The organism is Bacillus sp. AP50 (assembly GCF_040492675.1).
Classification (GTDB): domain Bacteria; phylum Bacillota; class Bacilli; order Bacillales; family Bacillaceae_G; genus Bacillus_A; species Bacillus_A cereus.
In genome coordinates this window covers 1-19,847 of the sequence record NZ_JBEUTW010000060.1, presented here as the reverse complement: position 1 = coordinate 19,847, position 19,847 = coordinate 1, and the positions used below count along the sequence as shown (strand labels likewise).

Sequence of the window (19,847 nt, the reverse complement as noted above, 5' to 3'; positions counted from 1 at the left end):
GCTATACGCTTGGCTCATTAGCATGACGAAAATAGAGTTAATGTCTCTATTTTTAGGGTATGTATTCATCTTTTCCAACTTAAATCGCATTCAATAACAGTCTATTTTAGAAATATGTCTATTTTCGATTAGTATAGAATTATTTAGTATCGTTTCGATTGTATTATTAAACGAATTATTTCTACGGATTCATTCATTTACATTAATGAAATTTTGGAATATTATATTGCAAGCAATATGTACTTACATTGTGTTTGTTGTGTTGAAAGAAATAGTCGGAAAGCAGACAGTTTTTCAGGATAATAGAAAATGGGAGTGAATGAAAAGGAGCCGTTTGGTTCCTTTTTTGAATCTGTTGTAAAAATAATTGAAAATTATAGTATCTGTTATATAATAGTTAAAAATTGTATTTTAAACGAAATGAGATGATAACATGGCCATATTGTTGGCACTTATCCCAATTATGATGATTTTCATTTGTTTATTTTTATTTAAACAAACGTCATTAAGGTCCTCGTTAATTTCTTATGCTGTGTCTGTTGGAATCGTTTTACTCTCGCCAATGTTTCAATTAGGGATAAGTGAAACTGTGCACGCAACGATTAAAGGATGGTTAATTTGTTTTATTGTCGGGTACGTTTTATTTTTCGGTATTTTTTTATTTCACCTCATGAATAAAATGGGGTACATCGATCAAGTAGCACGTTTTCTAGAAGCAGTTACTCAGGATCGCTTATTACAAATGCTGCTTATGTGTTTTGGCATTTGCCCGCTTATTGAATCAGTAAGTGGATTCGGTATTGGCTTCATGGTTGCAGCACCTATTTTTCTTTCACTAGGATATAAACCATTTCAAGCTGTACTACTCTCATTCATCGGCTTACTAGCTAGTTCATGGGGCGCAATGGCAACTGGTACGATTATCGGTTCGCAGCTAATAAATATGCCTCTTACAACACTTGGCACAAATACAGCGCTATTAAGTATTCCGATGTTTGCTTACTTCGTTATTCTTTCTTTACACGTTGTTGGCGGCTGGCAAGCGGTTATAGAAAAGTGGAAAGAAGGAGTAGGGTTCTTTCTATTATTTTCTCTCGGAATCTATCTTTCTAATGCGTACGTAAGTGTTGAACTAGCCGGGATATTAAGTTCTATCGTTACGATTACCTTTGGCTTTTTTATCATTAAATTAAAAGGAAAAAGTGGGCAAAATCTTATAACAGAACATGCGGCTGCAACGGAGAGAGAAGTATCCATTATAAAAATTATTAGCCCTTATATATTTCTAACAGTTTGTATTTTACTTTCTCGCCTCGTTCCAGCATTACATGATTTGTTCAGATCATATGCGGTTCTTGATTTGAAATCATACTCTTACAAACTAGAGTTACTATATTCACCAGGATTTTGGCTCGGTATGACTTGCTTATTTACTATTATTTTCTTCCGCATCCCGTCTAATATTATTAAACAATCACTCTCACAAACGATTAAACAATGGATTCCATTTGCTATTACGACGACAATGTTTATCGCCATTTCAGAACTAATGGGTGCATCTGGCATGCATTCATTACTCGCAAAGACAGCTGGTGAAACATTTGGAACCTTTTTCGTTTTCGTTGCTCCATTTATTGGCGCTATTGGTGGATTTTTAACAGGTAGTAACGCAGGATCAAATGCAATGTTTATAAAACTACAAATGCAAACCGCACAAAACGTAGCACTCCCGTGGCAATATGTCACAACACTTCAAAACACCGCATCATCAGTAGCGACAATTGCTTGTCCATCACGGATTACACTAGGTGCTTACTTATGTAATATCCCTTACCGTGAAAATGAACTATTAAAGAAGACGACGTTAATGATCTTTGGTGCGGTTTTGCTTGTAGTGGTAGAAGTTATTGTTTGGTATATGTTGAGAAATTAAAAATCCTCCTAACATAGGAGGATTTTTTTTATGAGTGGATAATGATTTAAATATGAATAGCTTCTACTAAATGAATAGGAGATGAAATGTATGCCCCTAAAAAACTACGGTGTGTTAAAAGGTACAGTTATACAATCAAAGATTGGAAAAGGGAAAACACCTCATTATCAAGTTCATTTACAGGGCGAGACAGGAGTAAATTATCGTATTGCAATTAACGTAAAATCGCAAAGCTATCCGTCAGAAGTTTTATATTTTGCGAGTAACAATATTAAGTCAGAGGCGATTCATATTTTACCGACATTACCATTCGGTTTTACAGAAATAAAAAACAATGAACCGAAAGTAGCTTTAGATTATGTAAGAGGAAATCTATTTGACTCAAATCAAATGATTCCTTTGCCTCCCGAAAAAGCAGGAGCAGATAATGATTTAAATGAAAAAATAGAACGTTATATAAAACGAGCAATAGAAGAAAAAGCAATTATTTACGCGTTTGGTGAAAGATGGGGACCAGAAGAAAATACACCAGATTCCTATTTTCATTTCAAACCAGGAAACGGTATACATGATATTCATATGAATCAAGGGAATGTAGAAAAATGGCAAGGTGATGATGGCATATGGCAAGATGGAGGAATACTCATTCACTTTGAAAAGGAAGAAGAATGGATCGGTATCTTTCTTGCCTTCCAATCACAGTCATGGTGTACCGATGAAGAGGGGCATGCTCGTGTGCCTGTTGAGCATTGTGATTATAAGGGGAATAATTAATAAGAAGAGGGCGTTCAAAAAGAACGCCCTCTTCTTATTTTATAAAACGAAAAACTAACGAGTGTAGAAAGACAAGAGAACAGCAGTGCCACACTAGAAAACGCAATGAGATACATATTATATTTCATAACCTGTCCAATTAGCTGATTACTGTCGTATTGAAACAGTCCTGCTATTATGTTGAATAAAAATAACACGATAAACATGACGATAACACCGTCTATTGATCCTTTAATATCTGGTTTACTTAAAGCGATATGTGCGGAAATGCAAATGGCGATAAATAAAAATAACCAAAAGGAAGGATTCAATAAATTGCCGATTGTAAATAAGCTTTTCAATAATACAAACGTCGACAAGAGCATGTTTTGAATCATTTCTACATTAATAGAAGTAGAAGCAATCGTTTTTTCGAGAGTTGTATTAAATAAAAAATATGATTCTGGTACGAAATAGCGCATTAAAAGGATTAATGCAGTAATACCAGAAATAATAGGCCCAATGCCGATGAAGAAATTCCCAATCCGTTGATACACACTTTTTTGATTGTATTGATGTTGTACGTAACCTAAAGCCCCTTGACTTGTATCTGTCGGGAAGAACTGCGTTGCTACAATCTTATGACGGAACAGCACGCACATAATGGCATGTCCAAGTTCGTGAATAGGAACACCGATCCAAGCCGTTAATAGGAATCCTTTTCGTCCAAAAGCTCTCGACCAATACATCCGTGTGAGAGATTCTAAATAGCCTAATAGAAATCCAATTACAATGATAACGCCAATTAAAGATAATAATTGGATTACGCTTGTAAGGAGTATTTGAAAAATTGAGTTTACCAATTCCATTGCCAGTCATCCAATCTGTTAAAAATATTATTTATTCTGTTTCATAATAGCATTTTTTTTCAAGATTACTAGCACATATATTTTCTTTCGGAAGAAGGATTTCAGAATCTTTTTCTTGTAGTCATGTTTTATGTACAAATTCATATATTGAATTTGTAACACCCTATACGGTATATCCTTAAGGAGGGATAAGAGAATGAAATGTCCGTCATGTCATACAGAAAATGCAGCGGAGGCAAAATTTTGCGGGAATTGTGGACATTCGTTAACGGAAGAAGTAGTGGCAAGTAGTGGCCAAGAAGAAGGGCCGGAACAAGCACGTGCGGCACAAGCAAAGGAAGCTCGGCAAAATGAAACGGTAGAGCAAGCGAAGCGGTTTGCGAGCGGCTATTTTCAATTTTTTAAACATGCATTACAAGCACCGACAGCGATTATGCAAAGCGGCGCTATTGAAGTACGAAATGGAATTGTAAGTCTTGTTCTTATTTGTTTTTTAGGAGCATGTATTTTTTATAGAATGATGAGTGCAGCATCAGCAGTTACGAGAACATTTGCACCAGATATATCTACTCCCACGTTTTTTGTAGAATCTATAACGGTCTTTTTCTTTTTATTAATTTTAACTTTATTTGTCGGATTTATTATTTTTGTAAGTGGTAAGATGATGAAATCATCTTTTTCGTTTCTTGAAGTATTCGGTATATGGGGAACGATAGCGACGCCGGCTATTGTCATATTAGTCCTTTCTTTTCTTTTTAGTTTCTTATTAATCTTTTTCTTACCGATATTATTATCCGTAGCTGCAACTTATATAGGGATTAGTATAACTGTAGCCGTATTAAAGCTAGACAATGGCGGATTAGATCTCGTTTACACACTTATTATTGCAAATGTTTTAATTGGAATTGCAACATTCATTGTACTTTGGTCTTACATTAGCACGATAATTCAAGCCTTAACACAGGGAATAACTGGCTTCTAATGAAAAGGTGGTTGACTGGATGAATGTATGTACAAAGTGCGGAGTTCAGTTTGAAGATGGTGTGCAGTTTTGTCAAAACTGCGGGACGAAGAGGGGACGTTCTGTAGTAAAGAAGAACATGAGCGGTGGTGTAAAAGTTGGCATTACACTGTTAGCGCTATTTGTTATAGCGATTATTGGATTGTATTTGTACGGATTGTCGTATTATACGCAGGTGGCACAAGTAGACCGGATGATTACGATTTTACAAGAGAGGGACGGAGAGAAATTAGCTGAGATCGTTACGGCAGATGATCCATCGGTTATGATAACGAGAGAGAGCGTAACGCCTCTATTTTCATATATAAAAGAAAATCCATCTTACGTGAATGAATTAAAAGAATATTTGAGACAAGGTGAAAAACAACGGGACGGAATAGAAAGAGCTGATTTTTCATTAACGAAAGACGGAAAGTATTTCTTTATATTTGATCGATATAAATTGAAAGCGAAGACGTACTATGCAACTTTGCTTTCAAATGAAAAAGACGTATCGTTAAAAATGAACGGAAAAGAAATTGATAAGACAGATGACAAAAAGTTTGAGAAGCAATATGGGCCATTTCTTCCGGGAAATCAAGTGTTTCAATCAGAATATAAAAATGACTACGTAAAACTATCGCGTGAGGAAAAGGTTGTACTTATGAAACAAAGCCAAAATAACGTAACGGTAGATTTAACGTTGCAAGGTCAATATATTACAGTTCAAACGAACGCGCCTGGTGCAACATTGTACGTAAATCAAAAACCAGTTACAGCGCTCGCAGGAGAAGAAATTACATGGGGGCCTGTAGCGACTGATGGAAGCGCGAAAATTTATTTAGAACGAAATGGAGAAAATGGACGGGAAACGACAAAAGTAGAGACGGTAACGGCACTTTCGTCTTATAATCTTCCATTTCAAAAGAAAAGTACAGAAAAACCAGTTGTTTATAATGTTACTCCAACGCCCGCGACTGAGTATGTATATAATGGTTTCATCTTTCCTGATAGTGATATTCGAAAATTAACGAGCACAGATTTAACATATTTATCGAAAGAACAGTTGAAAATTGCTAGAAATGAAATATATGCAAGGCATGGACATATTTTTCAAACGAAAGATATGCAAGCGTATTTTGCAAAACAGTCTTGGTATAGAGAAAATCCTTATTTTACAGGAAAGTTAACAGATATCGAAACTTATAATATTGAACTAATTAAATCAAGAGAATAGAGCGCGGGAAAAAGGTACAGTGTATATTACTGTACCTTTTCTATCGTTATTTGGCTGGACGAGGTTCCCTAGAGAAAAAGATATGAAAGAGAAATGTGACTTTACTTGCCCCTCCTGATGTACTGGCTTGCACATGAGATAAAGAACTAGACGTTAAAGCAGCTTCGGAATGAGGAGGGACGATTATTTTAAGCGTATCATCTGATTCTGATGATGCAGTAACTGTTATTGTATCGTCAGAAAAATTTATAATTTTAACAGTACCGACTGGAAAGATGGCCTTGCGAGTGTGTGATGCAGAAGCGAAGCGGGTAGCTTTCCAAATAGTTTGTGAGAAAGTGTCATTGTCAGATAACCAAGCACGAGCACTGTATAAAGTTACACTAACGGTAAACTCCTGTTCAAGCGGGAGGGCGGGTTTCGGTTCTATCGGTTCCTCTGGAAGCTGGACGAGAAGGCCGGCGCACATGTATGTTTCACCTACTTTCAATAGCTACTGTTATAGCATATTAAACATGTTGTATATAAGACACGACGGTTACCTATTCAAGCATAGGTTTGTGCACCAAATTTGAAGATGAAATTCTCTTTCTTTACAATGGAAGTAGGTGTTATTTCTATAAAATATGGAAAACGTAAAGAGTATGTAAAAAAGAAGGAGTGGTAAAGTGAACTATGTCATTATTGGCGGAGATGCAGCTGGTATGAGTGCAGCTATGCAAATTGTTAGAAACGATGAAAATGCAAATGTTGTAACTTTAGAAAAAGGTGAAATTTATTCATACGCTCAGTGTGGATTACCGTATGTCATTAGTGGTGCTATCGCTTCAACTGAAAAGTTAATCGCGCGCAACGTAAAGACGTTTCGTGAGAAATATGGAATTGATGCGAAAGTGCGTCATGAAGTAACGAAAGTAGATACGGAAAAGAAAATGGTGTACGCAGAGCATACGAAGACGAAGGATGTCTTTGAATTTCCATATGATCGATTATTAATTGCGACTGGAGTGCGTCCTGTTATGCCAGAATGGGAAGGACGGGAATTACAAGGCGTTCATCTTTTAAAAACAATTCCTGATGCTGAGCGCATATTAAAAACGTTAGAAACGAATAAAGTTGAAGATGTAACGATTATTGGCGGTGGTGCAATCGGACTAGAGATGGCAGAAACATTCGTCGAACTTGGTAAGAAAGTAAGAATGATTGAGCGAAATGATCATATCGGTACGATTTATGATGCAGATATGGCTGAATATATACATAAAGAAGCAGATAAACACAATATTGAAATTTTAACGAATGAAAATGTAAAAGCATTTAAAGGAAATGAACGAGTAGAAGCAATCGAAACGGATAAAGGTACGTATAAAGCAGATCTTGTTTTAGTGTCGGTTGGAGTGAAGCCGAATACTGATTTTCTTGAAGGGACAAATATACGTAAGAATCATAAAGGAGCAATCGAAGTAAATGCATATATGCAAACGAATGTGCAAGACGTATATGCAGCCGGTGATTGCGCAACACATTACCACGTTATAAAGGAAATTCATGATCATATCCCGCTCGGAACGACAGCCAATAAGCAAGGGCGACTTGCTGGACTGAATATGCTTGATAAACGAAGAGCTTTTAAAGGTACGTTAGGCACAGGCATTATTAAATTTATGGATTTGACACTCGCAAGAACAGGCTTAAATGAAAAAGAAGCGAAAGGGCTACACATTCCGTATAAAACGGTCAAAGTAGATTCTACAAATATGGCGGGCTATTATCCAAATGCAAAACCACTTTACTTGAAATTACTATATCGCTCCGATACGAAACAATTATTGGGCGGGCAAGTAATTGGAGAAGAAGGCGTAGATAAACGTATTGATGTGATTGCGATGGCGCTTTTCAATAAAATGAGCATTCATGATTTAGAAGACGTCGACTTAAGTTATGCACCACCATATAACAGCGTGTGGGACCCAATTCAACAAGCGGCAAGGAGAGCAGAATAGCACTTTTTAAAGTGCTATTTTTTTGTTAAAGGGGAATTATCATTTTTGTCGAATGAAGAGGATCAGGAAATAGTTACATATGAGGAAGGGGAGTTTTTTTATGATTGTAGCACTTCAAAAAGTTCAAGAATCAGAAAAAGAAATATTACGTAATTTGTACGCATTATATCTTCATGATCTTTCTAAGTTCACTATGAATATAACTATCGGAGCCAATGGTTTTTTTGGATACAAAGATTTGCATATGTTTTGGAAAAATGACGGAATCACGCCGTATTTTATAAAAGTTGATCATAGTATTGTAGGATTCTTATTACTACTGGAACGTCCGTTTTTGAAGAAGGAAAATGATTTTGGTATTAATGATATTTTCATATTGAATCAATATAAAGGAAAAGGAATAGGTAAACAAGCTGTTGAGAATTTACTAGAAGAGAAAAGAGGACAATATTTCGTTATCGAACTTCTAAAAAATGTACCAGCAGTGTCGTTTTGGAAGAAAGTATATAAAAAACTGAACATAGAATTTGATGAGAGAGAGCAGTTAATTGATGATGAAGAATGTCTCGTTCAAACGTTTAAAATTTAATGAAATTGGTTTTCCTTTTATATTACTTTGAAATTTAACTTTATCCCGCTATTTGCGGACAGTAAGACCCCACTGATTAAAGTTTCACTTTATTTTGAATATACCGTTTCCCCTTGAAAACATATTACGTATCGCTTATATTTTCATATAGTATTTATTTTTTAAACGAAGCAATGAACGAACCAGGGGGCGCAGTATGGCAATTAACATGAAAACAATCGAAGAATGGATTGCTGAATCAAATGCAAGACATGAAGAAGACTTTGGACACGTTGTGGAAGAAATGAAAGAAGTATGTGTCGGACTTGATAACGCGACATTAATTTATACGAAAAATGTATTTTGTTTCGGTAAAAAAGTAGAAGTCTTTTTCTTCTTCCAAGACCATGTCGTGATTGGACAAGAAAAAGACGAATATGTTGAGATTGAAAAATTAAAGTATGATGCCATTACAAATAGTAACTTAAAAACAAATGACAAAAATACTACGTTAGAATTAAAGTTTGCTAACGGACAATCTATCAATTTAGATAGTTTAAATGATAACTACGGTACGAAAAATTGGTTATTTGCTAGACAAATTAAGAGTATTTTTAAGTTAATCTAGTGAAAAAGCAGACCCTTTGAGGTCTGCTTTTTATTTAATTCCTATTACGCAAAGACAACCTCTTTCTTCGTAACATTGTACACTTGTAAATCCTGTTTTATAAAAGAGATTTATTAGTTCTTCGGTCGTGTTAAAATTCTTCATATGATATTGAATTTTGAAAGTTTCAGCCACTAATAAAAAGGAGCCGTCCGGTTTTAAGACGCGAAATACTTCTTTTATATCTTGTTCAACATCAGGCCAAAAATAATGAGTTTGAAAGGCGGTAATGAGATCGAAGAAGTTCGTATGATGTGGAATAGAAGAAACGCTTGCTTGTTGAACAATTACTTTTTGTTTTTGAACATCTTTTGCATTCGTCTGTATAGAATTTTTCACAGCTTGATCGGAGTAATCAATTCCATATATTTCCCCAAGTGGAGTTCGTTTTGAAAGAGTGTGTATGGTTTTGCCTCCACCACAGCCGATGTCTAATACGACTGCATCTGTCTTTATATGTACTTTCTGCAATGCCCAATTTATTAATCTCGTATGTGCAGCGTTCATAATACAAAGCATGGAGGAACCAATTGTTCCGCTAGGATTTTTTGCTTGCTGAATTAACCGTTGTAAAATGCTCAAGTTAAATTCTCCTTTTATGTAAGAATATATACTCATTTCGCTTTTTATAAATTAAATCCTTTAAAAAAAGCACGCCGATAGACGGCGTACTTCTAACAATGCAAAGCCCCTTTTAACCAATTCCGCGCCCGATATGCCCCAACTGGAACTTGAATAAGAGATGTTTCATTCCCAGCATCTATTCCGTACAATTGATCACATGCATTTGTATCAAAACTAAGTAAAGGATGCCCGCCCATCCCCATAGCAGTTGCAGCAAAAACGAGTTTATGAACGAGTATACCTGCTTCCATTTGGTGAATACGGTATCCTCTATAGCCTAATGCACGTGTATAGTAATCTTTCTGTCCGACTACATGTAAGCAAAGTGGTACTTGAAAAAGGTTTACGTTATCCATCGTCATACTAGACTGAAGTGGGTAGCGAAGGTCTCCATATCGAATTGGTTGTATGGAATGTGTTTTACTGTTATAAGCGTAAGCTCCGTTTTCAATATTTTTCACGCTATAAAAACATCCGTATAAGGAGACGCGTGTATTTTCATTTGTATACTTACCGTCAAGATCGTTGTAATAGGGGAAGGAAAGGCTCGCTTCTTGTAGTAAAGTAGCGAGCTCAGCTGCATCCCATTTCGTTAAAATAAAATCCGCATCAGGAGAATATCGTTTTTTACAAAGTTGTAGGAAATCATACGATAACCGTTCTACTTTTGGTAGCTGTACAGCGTACGGATTATGTTGATAGTGCTCTTCATGATGTAGTGTTTGGAAGTGTGCTGTTGATTCGATCATAGAAGCTTCATTTATTTTTGTTATCATCGGATATTTACCTACATGTTTTGAGCGAATGAAATGTTCATGTGCGAGCGGCGGAATTTGTTGCAACAACTCATGAGAAGTAACTGTTTTATTTTCACGGTAATCATTGTGAAACCAATTAGTTTCTGGCTCTGTACTTAAAGGAATAACGGCATACACACTTTCTTCACCTTCTGACAATCCGAGTAAATGGTTCAGTGCACGGTCTAGAAATTGAAAGTATACGCCGTTTGTATAACTGAATTGCTTTGCACATTCTAGCAATTGTCCAATGAGGACCCCGCTATCTAATCCTTGAAGACGATATGAAAAATTATTGTATTTAAAGAAATTTTTCCAAAACATAGTGGATACGAATGCAGCACCGAAACAATCATCTATATTACAGCGATTACCGAGTGTGTCTGCCAAATAAGAATCGAAATTTCCTTCGCGAAGTAAAATAAGTCGGTGATGCGCGGCGTCATAATGGTAAATGCCGTCTGGGTAATCGTCAATCTTTAAATAGATATACAATTCATTCGGATATAAAGCACCACCTGAAGGAATAGATCTTCGTAATACATTTCTCTCGCTATTTAGCTGACATAATTGTGTTACACCAAATGAATACCAAAGGTAGTGACCAATCTCATCTAAAGTAGGTGTAGTAGAAGAGTTCGGTAAAGATAATGGGATTTCTAAGGAGAGCGGGATGGTAGGTAAATTTCGATATAATTTATAAGGAAGCGGTGCGTCTTTCCAGTCCACCTCATGATTCGGCATAATTTCATCGATAGAGAAATGGAGATGATGTAAAAAAGTATCTAGCTGCATGAAATCCCTCCTTTACTATGGAAACGGATGTGGATGTGGATTTAATCTTTCATTCGTTAAAGGTTCGTCTGTATATCCAAGTGTCATCGGTACGGTATATACCCGGTCCAGTCCTGTAACTCGAGTAAGATGGTGACCAAACGTCATCGGTAGCATGCCTGGAATAATAACTTTTACACAATGTAATCCATTCTTTTCTATGAGGGGAACGGTTTGATCTACAACGATTATTTCAAGATTAGATTGATGCAAACGATTTAAAAGTTGGTGGAGATCGGATGTTAAATCCATATCAAATGATTGTGATACATTCATTTCTTGGAACGTTTGCACCGGTGCATCTTCCCGTAAAAGGAAGTGAAGACGTTCTTCTGTTTCTTTCAATCCATACAGCATACTATGGTCTTCCATTTTATTAACGAAATAAGGATCTTGTAAGCATTTTTCGTAGTATTCTCTTTTGTGCTCGAGCTCATCGTCTGTTATAAGTAACATGCCTGCTATTTCTTGAATGGCGCTTTTTAAGGCTCGAATAGGATCTAAATGAGCGCCTCCTGCACAAACAACGTTCATTCCATTTTCACGCGTATTTTTTGCAATTACCCATAAGCTAGGAATGCCGTGTTCCATCGTCGCGTTAAAAGCGTGTAATTCATATCCGGTAATCGTACGTAACCGCTGAATCATTAATTGTAATTCTGTATCATTTGCTGAATTAAGATCCAGGCGGGGAAGAGGTAATTCGGCATACCAAGTGAGTAAGAAGGCATCACGCTCTACAATTTCTAAAATGCCGTGAAAAATCGCTTCTTCTAAACTACCGCCAATTGCACATCCATTTGATGTTTCATACACGAAAGCATCTCGATGACCGAGGCTATAATAAGCAATTGATTCAGGAACTAAAAGCGGTCTGTTTTGTGATAAAGAATATCCCCATACCCAGTTTTGCTCATAATCAGGATCAAACGGCTTGAATGGAAAGTTATCACGATTGTAATGTTCATTTGTATGGACACCGAGTGTGAGGGGATTTAGTGCATGTTCCTCTAAATCATGAAAACTACCATGCACATTTGTCTTTTTCCCTCGAGGCGACATACCGCAATATCGTTCTAAACCTTCTAAAATAGCAGTTGCTTCACTCACTGCAAACGAATGAGTTCGTCCCGCAACACCTTCATTTCCGAACATTAATGGCATGTTTATAATGACGTCAGCGAATGGTAATACAGAATGCTGCATTTTTCCGTTCAACATACCGACCCGATAATCTAAATAGTCTCTCGTTAAAAATGTGTTTAGCTCATGAATGGAACGGCAGCGATACGTTTCGGTGCTTACTTTTAAACTCGGTTGTAAAGAAACTTCCGCCGCATCCGCAGTATCATCAGGTAAATTACTACATACAGGACAGAGAGGATCTGGAAGAAAAGAATGCCGCGTACATTGTAATGTTTGTAAGTTTAGTAAAATAAGTTCATTTTCTAAAGAAGAATGGTTATGAGTTAATATTTTTCCTGTTTCTGCGCAAATAAGATGGCACATTTGCAACATTCCATTTTGGGTGGCACGTACGTCACGTCTCGTTACATTATCTGCTTTAAAGGCATATTTCCGCTGTAGTTCCCACATTTCTTTTTGATCAAAGCCAGCGATAAAACGGCGTCCATCAGAACAATGGGAACATCCAGGCGTAAGAGGATGAATGTAAGGACCGATAATACCTTCGCCAAATGAAGTAAAACCACGAAGCCATGGAATATGATTTGAGCGAAAAATAAGTTCGGCATCATGATGAATAGTAGAAGGAGATCCGTCATGTAATACGAGAGCGAGATGAATATTTTCAGGAAGTTCTTCTGTAAGGGTCTGCTGACGAATGATGGAATATTGTTTGCATAATTGATCATGTACATAGTCTGCAAGAAGGCCATCTCCTATAAGCAATATATTTTGAATCATAAACCGTCCTCCTTTGCAATTAATACCCCATACACACCGTCTAGGTTTTCTTTCAAAAATGGTTCGATTGCTAAATCGAACACGAAGGGATAAAAATTATGTTCTTCTAAATGCTGTAAGGCAAGCTGTAAAGATTGCACACTTGGAATTTCTTCTTCCGCTTGTATTTCCACTCTAAAAGAATCCGTGTCATATAAAATAATAGAGGATTCAGGCAAGATATTAGCTCTGTAAGGAATTTCTTCATTTTGAACGTGAAAGAGTGATAGTTGTAGTGCGTTTCGTAACGCTAACGTCATATTAATATTAGATGCACCGTACCATCTATCATTTATACCAACCCAAACGACTGGAAAACTGAGAATCTCTTCACTCATTGCGATTTTAGGTGTTTCATGGATTGTAGAGAGAGCATCGTAATAAAATCTACAATGTTTATCTTGAATATCAATTAAATCAACAGTTGTAAGTTCCTCTAGAATATGTGACTGCCGCTCATACAGTTTATTGTTTAAATGTTGTTGTAGTGCCCGGTAAAATCCTTCTGTCATCGTTTCTCCAGCACCGATACCGATATTGTTATGTTCAGGAATAAGGCGGTGAATGATTTCTGCTACATATGTTTCAATTCCTGTTAAACCAGCTTCTCGGCGTGCTTCATTATGAGTCAATCCACTACGAGTCATAAGAGGCAGAAGGGGAGCTGGGCCATCTGATAGTGGAGTAGCTACTTGAATATAGCATTGTGATAATGGTAATTGATATGAATCTTGTTCATCCCATACATGGAATATACCGGCTTCTTTAGAAGTTAATGAATCGAAAAAGCGGAATACATCAGTTGAAGTATGTTGGCCATACCGATGCTCAAGTTTTTCAGAAATATTTTCTATCGTATCAATTGTAAAACTTTCATCAGTTGCAAGAGGGTGTTTTATAAAAGGATGCCACGTTCCTTCAAGTGTTTCATAGTTTAATAAAAAGAATTGTGATTCTTTTTCACGATATGAATCATCCGCGACATGTTTAAACAATTCAAAAACGATTACATTTGCTAACATGGCAGATGTAATTGGTGAGAAGGAATCCGATGAATTTTCATTTTGTAAAGTCGTTTCATGTAGCCGATGCCATGCGGATTCCCAGCATTCATCACGATTTTCTGTTACGACAGGTCCAGCTATACCGAGTGTTGATAAACAAATAGCTGGTATGAAATTCTTTTTCGTTTCTCTACAAATAGTGTGAACTGTTTTTAAACCGTCAATGTCTCCGTTTTGAGAAACATATAAAATCCAATCAAAAGGTTCGAATACTTCACGCAAGGGACGGTCAATTGTAGTATCGATTTCTTGAAGGAGTACACTGTTATCAACTTCATATGCACGTTCTATTAGCTCATGTATTCTGTCATAGTTTGTTTCATCCCGATCTGTAACGAGGTAATGAAATGTAGGTAAACCAGATTCTAATAAAGAAGAAACTAAGGAAGTGAGCATATCCCCAGAACCAAGTACAAGGACATTTGCTCCGCGGTATGTTTCAAACTTTAAAGCACCTGAATGAGAATCAGCTTCTAAAAATTCAATTTGTGAAGCATATCTGTCGAGTAGTGTACTGTTTAATTCATGAGGTGCATCTTGATTTGCATCGCGAACGAAACCATTTTCATATAAAATCTCTCCAATTTCAAATACACGGTTTTGATAGGGGAGAGGGAGGCCATCGGTTATTTCGGCTAAAGAATAATTCCCGTTAAACATTGGCATTAATTTTTCAATCCAATCATAAATTCCATCACCGTCCATACGAAATGAACTGGCGTTATTTCGAAAATAGACACCCCCGTTTGAATCGGGGAGGAAGAAAGTATCCTTATTTACTTTAAGTTTTGCATGAATTGGAAGGTTATTCATTTTAATCCTCCTTACGTTTAGGCATACATTATTACCTTATGTCATGAAATTTGTCCCGTATGAACACAATAAAAAAAGGCTGTAGAATGATTCATTCTACAGCCTTTAATAGATTTTTAATCTATCAACCTTCTAATAATAATGACTTTGGATCTTCAAGCATATCTTTAACAGCAACAAGGAAGCTAACTGCTTCTTTACCATCAACAATACGGTGATCGTAAGATAAAGCAATGTACATCATTGGGCGGTTTTCCATACGCTCGTTATCAATTGCAACTGGGCGTACTTGGATTTTATGCATTCCTAAAATACCAACTTGTGGGCTATTTAGGATCGGTGTTGACATTAGAGAACCGAACACACCACCGTTTGTAATTGTAAATGTACCACCTTGTAGTTCTTTTAATGAAAGTTTGTTGTCACGTGCTTTTTTACCTAATTCACGAATTTCACTTTCAATTTCAGCAAAATTTAATTGGTTGGCATCGCGTACAACTGGAACAACTAATCCATCTGGAGCTGCTACTGCAATACCGATATCATAGAATTTTTTAATGATAAGCTCGTCACCTTGAATTTCAGCATTTAATAATGGGAATTGTTTTAATGCTGCAACAACTGCTTTTGTGAAGAATGACATGAAGCCAAGACGTACATCATGTTTTTTCTCGAAAGCATCTTTGCGTTCTTTACGTAATTCCATGATCGCACTCATATCAACTTCGTTAAATGTTGTTAACATTGCAGATGTTTGTTGAACTTCTACAAGACGTTTTGCAATTGTTTGACGGCGGCGGGACATTTTCACGCGCTCAACTGGTTTTTCGAATTCCGTTTTTGCAACTGGAGCAGGAGCTGGACTCTTTGGAGCAGCTGGTGCTTCTTTTGGTGCTGCAGCATGAGCTTGTACATCATGTGGTCTCACGCGTCCAAGTGGGTCTGTGCTACGTACGTCGTTTAAGTCGATTCCTAATTCACGAGCCATTTTTCTAGCAGCTGGTGATGCGATAGGACGGTTTGTATTTGGTAACCCTTGTAGTGTTGCAGTTTGCTCAGCATTTGGTGCCGCAGCTTTCGGTGCTTCAGTCGTTTCTTGTTTTGGTTGCTCAGCCACTGGTGCAGGTGTACTTACTGCAACTGGTGCTCCATTAGCATCTAAAATTGCGATAGTTGCACCAACTTCAACTGTATCCCCAGGTTCGCCTAGTAACTTCGATACAATACCTGAATCTTCTGCAATGATTTCTACATTGACTTTATCAGTTTCAAGCTCAACAACGCTGCCACCTTTCTCAACTTTGTCGCCTACGTTGATAAGCCATTGTGAAATAGTTCCTTCAGTAATAGATTCTGCAAGCTCAGGTACTTTAATTTCGATCATTTTAAATGTCCTCCCCTTATTTGCCTAACGGTGTGTTTTTTCTTCTTTTGTCTTCGGTAATCTCCATTTGTTAGCCTGGCCTTGGGCAGAATATCTGCCCAAGGAACAAGCTAGAAAGCTTCATTGTTACTTTTTAGTTGCTGTAAACTTCAATTTCTTGTTTATCTTGACGGAAGTTATACTTCACATCTAAAGCATGTGCAACAATTAGTTCTTGCTCAGCTTTGTGAGCGAATGGATCGCCGCCAGATGGACTAGAGCGATCAGGACGTCCAATGTAGCCTGTTTTCACTTTATCTCCAGCAAGTTCGAACAGAATTGGAGCCATGTAATGCCATGCGCCCATATTACGAGGTTCTTCTTGAACCCAAATGATTTCTTCTAAGTTTTTAAAGCGTTTAATAATAGATTGAACTTTCTCAGCAGGGAATGGGTACAATTGCTCAATACGAACGACATGAACTTCGTCTAAGTTGTACTCATGTTTACCAGACTCGATTTCTGCTGCTAAGTCAATCGCCATTTTACCTGTGCTTAAAACAAGACGTTTTACTTTATTTGGTTTCATGCCAAGGTTTTCTTGTTCTAAAGCAGGTTGGAAACGTCCTTCGCTTAACTGACTAGCAGTTGAAAGCGTAAGTGGGTGACGTAATAAACTCTTCGGCGTCATCAATACTAATGGTCGAACAGCTTCTGTTCCTAAGATAGATGCTTGACGACGCAGGATATGGAAGTATTGAGCCGCGCTCGTTAAGTTTGCAACTGTCCAGTTATTCTCAGCAGCTAACTGTAAGAAACGCTCTGGACGTGCACTAGAGTGCTCTGGTCCTTGACCTTCATAACCGTGTGGTAATAGAAGAACTAAGCCAGATTTTTGACCCCATTTTGCTCTTCCAGCTGAAACATATTGATCAAATAATGCTTGCGCAGTATTTGAGAAGTCACCATATTGCGCTTCCCACATAACAAGAGTTTCTGGAGCGAATACGTTATAACCATATTCGTAACCAACAACAGCAGCCTCTGATAACGGACTGTTATGAACAGAGAATGAAGCATTAATGTTTGGTAAGCGATGTAATGGTGAATATGTTTCATTTGTATCAGTATCGTGTAATACGATATGACGGTGTGCGAATGTACCACGCTGTGAATCTTGACCAGTTAAACGAATTGGCGTACCTTCTTGTAAAATAGAAGCGAATGCTAATGATTCAGCAAGTGCCCATTCAATTTTGCCGTTCTCTTCAAGAGCATCTTTACGGCGCTCAAGAATTTTCTTCACTTTCGGATATACGTTAAAGCCTTCTGGCCAAGATAGTAGACCTTCATTAATTGCACGAAGTGAGTCAATCTCAACGCCAGTATCAATTGACTGAATACCTTTTGCAACAACATCTGGTACTTTAACGTGAATTGTTGCATCACTCGTATCAGCTGGTGGTACTTGTGCATAGTCGGATTTTAATTGCTCTTGTATAAACTGTGTAATTGTTTCAACCTCATCTGCATTTAGAACACCAGCAGCTTGTAATTGATCTGCATAAATTGCTCTTACAGTTGGATGGTTTTTAATTTTTTTGTACACTTGTGGTTGCGTAACTGCCGGGTCATCCATTTCGTTATGACCGTAGCGGCGGTAACCAATTAAATCGATTAAGAAGTCTTTTTTGAACAACATGCGATATTGAATCGCAAGGTTAGCAGCTGCAAGACAAGCTTCCGGATCATCAGCATTCACGTGAACAATCGGAATATCGAAACCTTTTGCAAGGTCACTTGAATATTTCGTAGAACGAGAATCATAGCTATCAGTCGTAAAACCAACTGCATTGTTTGCGATAACATGAATCGTTCCGCCTGTTTGGTACGCGTTCAATCTGCTTAAGTTGAGTGTCTCAGATACAATACCTTGACCAGGGAATGCAGCATCACCATGAACTAAAATTACGAATGATTTTGAAGTATCTTGATCTGGAAGACCAGATTTTTTACGATTCTCTTGAGCCGCACGTGCGAAACCTTCTACTACAGGATTCACGAACTCAAGATGACTCGGGTTATTTGCTAATGTAACGCGAGTACTAACTTCTTCGTTACTAACGACTTGTTCTCTACCTAAATGGTATTTCACGTCGCCAGTCCAGCCAGAATTAGCCACTGCGCCTTCTATTTTTGCATGTTTGAACTCAGCAAACATGTGGCTATATGGTTTTTCTAATACGTGAGCAAGTACGCTTAGGCGACCGCGGTGAGCCATACCAATCATGACATCCTCTACGCCGTTCTTAGCACCTTCTAGAACAATTTCATCTAAAACAGGTACAAGCATATCAACGCCCTCGATAGAGAAACGTTTTTGCCCAACGAATGTTTTATGCAAGAATTGCTCGAAACCTTCAACAGCTGTTAAACGTTTTAAAAGAGCAGTTCGTTTTTTATTTGATAGTGGTTGACGCAATGAATTTGATTCCACCATTTGATGCAACCACGCGCGTTCTTCACTATCTTGTATATGAGAAAATTCATAAGCTAAAGATTTTGTATAAACGTCTTTTAATCTATGAATTACATCAAGTGCAGTGTGAATACCTTCTGGTGCATCTTGCCATACCGTTTTCGCTGGAATCGCTTTCAAGTCAGCATCGCTCAGTTCGTTCATTGCTTTCTCAAGAAGAGATTGTCCATTTGCAGCATCTTCCATCGGGTTGATGTGAGCCAACGTGTGCCCGAAAGAACGAATCTGCTCAACAAGTTGAACAACTTTAAGAATTTTTTCAATGTTACCTGTGTTTTGAGGAGAAAAATGTGTTGCTGTGTTGTCCCCTGTTACGACATCATCTTGAAACGAAGGAGCTCCAAAAATTTCAAAAAGCTCTTGTAATTCCGGATCAACAGAACCTGCTCCAGTTACGTAAAGATCATACTGCTCAATAACATAACCAAGGTTCGGACCGTGGAACTTGGCCCAAGGGTTTGTCGTTGTATTCTTCCTCGTCATTTGTTTAAACCTCCCAATGCATATAATCCTTTTCCATACAAAGGTGCATTTTGCTCTTTTTCAATAAGTAATGAATCAATAATCAATGTAAATGTTTTTCTTTACTCTTATGTTATTACAATAATTTACATAATACCAAACACTATTACTTATCTGTTTTGTAAAAAAACATTCACAATAACTTATCACCCAAGTTAATCTTTCATGTTATAAAGTAATTTTACAGAAAAATGGGGTGGATATATTTGGCATGCCTATACTAATAGCTATAATTGTTGCATTTAAATATAGGTATAATAGTTAGAATGTTTCGATAAAAACAGTTTGAATTATAT

Annotated in this window: 15 protein-coding genes and 1 pseudogene; 8 read left to right on the top strand and 8 right to left on the bottom strand. The window is 37.2% G+C overall.

What is annotated here, in order from left to right; all coding sequences use genetic code 11:
- From ABWK52_RS06695 to ABWK52_RS06685, 3 genes and pseudogenes are all read left to right on the top strand, one after another.
- A pseudogene (locus ABWK52_RS06695) lies at nt 1–319 on the top strand (DUF4029 domain-containing protein); the annotation flags it as partial.
- Nucleotides 320–433: 114 nt separating this feature from the next.
- Nucleotides 434–1,933 carry an L-lactate permease gene (locus ABWK52_RS06690; RefSeq protein WP_000996243.1) on the top strand — a complete coding sequence of 500 codons (1,500 nt, stop codon included), beginning with the start codon at nt 434–436 and terminating at the stop codon, nt 1,931–1,933.
- Nucleotides 1,934–2,023: 90 nt separating this feature from the next.
- Nucleotides 2,024–2,707 carry a DUF2278 family protein gene (locus ABWK52_RS06685; RefSeq protein WP_001128613.1) on the top strand — a complete coding sequence of 228 codons (684 nt, stop codon included), beginning with the start codon at nt 2,024–2,026 and terminating at the stop codon, nt 2,705–2,707.
- A 14-nt stretch (nt 2,708–2,721) separates the two neighbouring features.
- On the opposite strand, the gene ABWK52_RS06680 is transcribed toward ABWK52_RS06685, so the two are convergent.
- Entirely contained in the window at nt 2,722–3,555 is an 834-nt protein-coding gene (locus tag ABWK52_RS06680) for a hypothetical protein (protein WP_000424530.1), read from the bottom strand.
- 196 nt (nt 3,556–3,751) lie between these two features.
- On the opposite strand from ABWK52_RS06680, the gene ABWK52_RS06675 reads away from it, so the two are divergent.
- Both ABWK52_RS06675 and ABWK52_RS06670 read left to right on the top strand, forming a co-directional pair.
- Entirely contained in the window at nt 3,752–4,537 is a 786-nt protein-coding gene (locus ABWK52_RS06675) for a zinc ribbon domain-containing protein (RefSeq protein WP_000650090.1), read from the top strand.
- A 19-nt stretch (nt 4,538–4,556) separates the two neighbouring features.
- Nucleotides 4,557–5,792, top strand: coding sequence for a TcaA 3rd/4th domain-containing protein (locus ABWK52_RS06670; RefSeq protein WP_063246045.1), 1,236 nt, complete (start codon nt 4,557–4,559; stop codon nt 5,790–5,792).
- Between the two features lie 46 nt (nt 5,793–5,838).
- On the opposite strand, the gene ABWK52_RS06665 is transcribed toward ABWK52_RS06670, so the two are convergent.
- Nucleotides 5,839–6,261 (bottom strand): hypothetical protein, encoded by a 423-nt coding sequence (locus tag ABWK52_RS06665; protein WP_000332422.1) that lies wholly within the window; start codon nt 6,259–6,261, stop codon nt 5,839–5,841.
- 199 nt (nt 6,262–6,460) lie between these two features.
- Here ABWK52_RS06665 and ABWK52_RS06660 point away from each other — a divergent pair, with 199 nt between their 5' ends.
- The 3 genes from ABWK52_RS06660 to ABWK52_RS06650 all read left to right on the top strand — a co-directional run bounded on the left by ABWK52_RS06660 (nt 6,461) and on the right by ABWK52_RS06650 (nt 8,991).
- A complete protein-coding gene (locus tag ABWK52_RS06660; protein WP_001110235.1) occupies nt 6,461–7,795 on the top strand; it encodes a CoA-disulfide reductase in 1,335 nt (444 codons plus the stop codon).
- 100 nt (nt 7,796–7,895) lie between these two features.
- Nucleotides 7,896–8,384, top strand: coding sequence for a GNAT family N-acetyltransferase (locus ABWK52_RS06655; protein ID WP_000634326.1), 489 nt, complete (start codon nt 7,896–7,898; stop codon nt 8,382–8,384).
- Nucleotides 8,385–8,580: 196 nt separating this feature from the next.
- Nucleotides 8,581–8,991 carry a DUF3908 family protein gene (locus ABWK52_RS06650; RefSeq protein WP_000996782.1) on the top strand — a complete coding sequence of 137 codons (411 nt, stop codon included), beginning with the start codon at nt 8,581–8,583 and terminating at the stop codon, nt 8,989–8,991.
- A 30-nt stretch (nt 8,992–9,021) separates the two neighbouring features.
- Here the strand turns inward: ABWK52_RS06650 and ABWK52_RS06645 are convergent, their stop codons facing one another.
- From ABWK52_RS06645 to odhA, 6 genes are all read right to left on the bottom strand, one after another.
- Nucleotides 9,022–9,612 carry a class I SAM-dependent methyltransferase gene (locus ABWK52_RS06645; RefSeq protein ID WP_000025747.1) on the bottom strand — a complete coding sequence of 197 codons (591 nt, stop codon included), beginning with the start codon at nt 9,610–9,612 and terminating at the stop codon, nt 9,022–9,024.
- 92 nt (nt 9,613–9,704) lie between these two features.
- Nucleotides 9,705–11,246 carry a SagB family peptide dehydrogenase gene (locus ABWK52_RS06640; RefSeq protein WP_098280538.1) on the bottom strand — a complete coding sequence of 514 codons (1,542 nt, stop codon included), beginning with the start codon at nt 11,244–11,246 and terminating at the stop codon, nt 9,705–9,707.
- A 15-nt stretch (nt 11,247–11,261) separates the two neighbouring features.
- Nucleotides 11,262–13,211, bottom strand: a complete 1,950-nt coding sequence (locus ABWK52_RS06635) for a TOMM precursor leader peptide-binding protein (protein ID WP_000615607.1) — start codon at nt 13,209–13,211, stop codon at nt 11,262–11,264.
- Nucleotides 13,208–15,127 carry a putative thiazole-containing bacteriocin maturation protein gene (locus ABWK52_RS06630; protein ID WP_001061563.1) on the bottom strand — a complete coding sequence of 640 codons (1,920 nt, stop codon included), beginning with the start codon at nt 15,125–15,127 and terminating at the stop codon, nt 13,208–13,210. Before ABWK52_RS06630 ends, ABWK52_RS06635 begins: the two co-directional genes overlap by 4 nt.
- A gap of 124 nt (nt 15,128–15,251) precedes the next feature.
- A complete protein-coding gene (odhB, locus tag ABWK52_RS06625) occupies nt 15,252–16,511 on the bottom strand; it encodes a 2-oxoglutarate dehydrogenase complex dihydrolipoyllysine-residue succinyltransferase (RefSeq protein ID WP_000569926.1) in 1,260 nt (419 codons plus the stop codon).
- Between the two features lie 133 nt (nt 16,512–16,644).
- Nucleotides 16,645–19,512 carry a 2-oxoglutarate dehydrogenase E1 component gene (gene odhA, locus ABWK52_RS06620; RefSeq protein WP_000197136.1) on the bottom strand — a complete coding sequence of 956 codons (2,868 nt, stop codon included), beginning with the start codon at nt 19,510–19,512 and terminating at the stop codon, nt 16,645–16,647.
- Between the last annotated feature and the right edge of the window lie 335 nt (nt 19,513–19,847).